The organism is uncultured Oscillibacter sp. (genome assembly GCF_910579365.1).
GTDB lineage: Bacteria > Bacillota > Clostridia > Oscillospirales > Oscillospiraceae > Oscillibacter.
This window is the reverse complement of sequence record NZ_CAJTUX010000147.1, coordinates 1-2,078: the sequence shown is the minus strand read 5'-3', so window position 1 is coordinate 2,078 and position 2,078 is coordinate 1. Positions and strand designations below refer to the sequence as shown.

Here is a 2,078-nt window from a genome sequence, read left to right as displayed (position 1 = left end):
AAGTGCTTTTTTGCGCTTTACTTGGGAATATCTGGTTAACTTAATGGCATTGCTCCAAAAGACCGGTGTGAGTCTTGCGGTAGTTCGGGCCCAGGCCCGCCTTTTTGCCCACGTACTGACCGGCATAGAGGAAACTCTTCGTAAAAACATAGTAGCGGAAATTTATATCCACGTCGTTGTCGTCGATCAGCTCATAGCAGATGTAATGGTCCGGGCTCCGGGCGGCCCGAGTGGTTTTTCCCGCCGCCGTCTGCCCGGCGCTGCTGGAGTCGCTTATACTCAGCGACTGTAAAATCAGCTCCACTTCCTTTTCCCCATCGGCGGTGTCCAGGGGCGCGTGGATGTTCACGATGGGCGCCCCGGTCTGGAGGGTCAGGGCCACAGCGGAATAGGCCCAGAAGTCCTCAGCGTCAAAGGGAATCTCCCGGGGAATGGCGGTGAAAAGCCGGGTCTCGGGGTTCTCGGTCCGAGTGTAGTGGAGGCCATCGGGGATGGTGACGGCAAATTCCCCCGCCTCCACCGTCTCCCCGGCGGTAAAGTTCAGGCTCTGAACAGCGGCGGGGAACAGCTCCTCGGGTTTTTTGCCCAGGAGGTCAAAGAGGCTGGGCGGGGCGGTGAAGTTCAGGGTGAAAAGCATGGGAAAGAGGCCCTTGTCCAGGATTTCCTGACGCTTTTCCTCGTCCGGGACGCCCAGGCCTGCGATGTAAAAGCGTACCTGGGGATAGTCCGTCACGGCGGCCAGCAGATAGCTGACGGTGATGTGGAAACGCATGACCCGCATCCGCTGGTGGACCACGCACAGCGTCACATTGCCCCTGGTTACAGGCTTTTCATAGGAGCCTCCGGCCTGGGCGGTGGAGAAATTGGCCTGGAAGGTCAGGCCGTCCTCCTTCTCATCCATATCGAAGGTATAGCGGTCCTCGTCGCTCTCGCTCTGGTCCTGGTCCTCGGTGAGCTTTTGCGCCAGCTCCTCCAGATTCTCCGCCGCCGCCTTGGCGGCCTGGTCCCGGGGCACTTCGACGGTCCCGTCAACGATTTTACGGAAATCGGTGAGTTTCCAGTCAAGCTGCGCCTCATCATCCAGCTCGAAGGGGCCGTCCCGGTAGCTCTTGGGGGTGGGACAAGGCATGGAGAGGTCCCAGTTGCCGTCCTCGTTTCTGGCATAGACCGCACCGAAGGGGATTTGGATGCTGAGGCCGGGAAACAGCTCCAGCTCTTTCCCGCCGGGGGATACTCCGTTGACCTGCATGGTATAACCATCCTTTCTATTTGTTTGCTTGAAAAGAACCTCTGTCCTTCCATTTGCTTTTACTTTACCAGATCAAACCAGAGAATACCATATGCTGGCTGCATAGGGTCCGGCAAAAATTTTCCTTTCCCGCAGGCTCCGTCAAAGCCGCCGGAATGTCTCCGTACAGCGTCCTCACATTCGCCTCAAACAGCTTGTCAGCAGGAATATCCCATTGGGTAGTTGGAAGTAGTTCCTGACAGGATCACGCTTGGGCCGCGGTGTGCACTTCACTCCGCACCTCCCAGGGTGTGCCACGACACCCGCTCCGTAAATTCTTTTTGGGCACTGCGAGCCTGCTGCTGATTTTGAGAACAGGAAGTGAAGGAGTGACATGGTGAGCGAAACCTGCTTCTATTTCTGGGGCGGGTATATCATTTAATCGGCTTCCTTTTGCACAATTGATATTTGACGCTCCACAGTATATAATTGAAATATGCCATTGAGTTTTATTCTTGACCAAATTTTGACGTTCTCCCTATACGATAAAAAAGAGTGGAGGTGTTCGCATGGCGTACAGAATTTTGATCGTGGATGATGAACCTATCCTGACCGAATTGCTTTCCACTCATTTGCAGGATCACGGCTATACGGTTTCCGTAGCCAACAGCAGCGATGAAGCCCTGGCGAAGCTGACTACAAAGCCAAATCTCATTCTGCTGGACATCAATATGCCGGGGATGGACGGGCTGGAGCTGTGCAAGGTCATTCGGAATCATATCGTCTGCCCTATCCTGTTCCTGACGGCGCGGATCACAGAGCAGGATAAGGTCAACGGCCTGCGGGCCGG

At 55.4% G+C, this 2,078-nt stretch carries 2 protein-coding genes; one reads left to right on the top strand and one right to left on the bottom strand.

What is annotated here, in order from left to right; genetic code table 11:
- Positions 1 to 40: 40 nt before the first annotated feature.
- Entirely contained in the window at positions 41 to 1,249 is a 1,209-nt protein-coding gene (locus QZ329_RS15540) for a hypothetical protein (RefSeq protein WP_295753905.1), read from the bottom strand.
- Positions 1,250 to 1,797: 548 nt separating this feature from the next.
- On the opposite strand from QZ329_RS15540, the gene QZ329_RS15535 reads away from it, so the two are divergent.
- Positions 1,798 to 2,078 (top strand): response regulator (locus QZ329_RS15535; protein WP_295753903.1); only part of this gene is annotated, 281 nt, incomplete at its 3' end.

Bases quoted from the DNA above. Each gene is read 5' to 3' on its own strand.
- QZ329_RS15540 (WP_295753905.1), bottom strand. From the start codon at position 1,249: ATGCAGGTCAACGGAGTATCCCCCGGCGGGAAAGAGCTGGAGCTGTTT.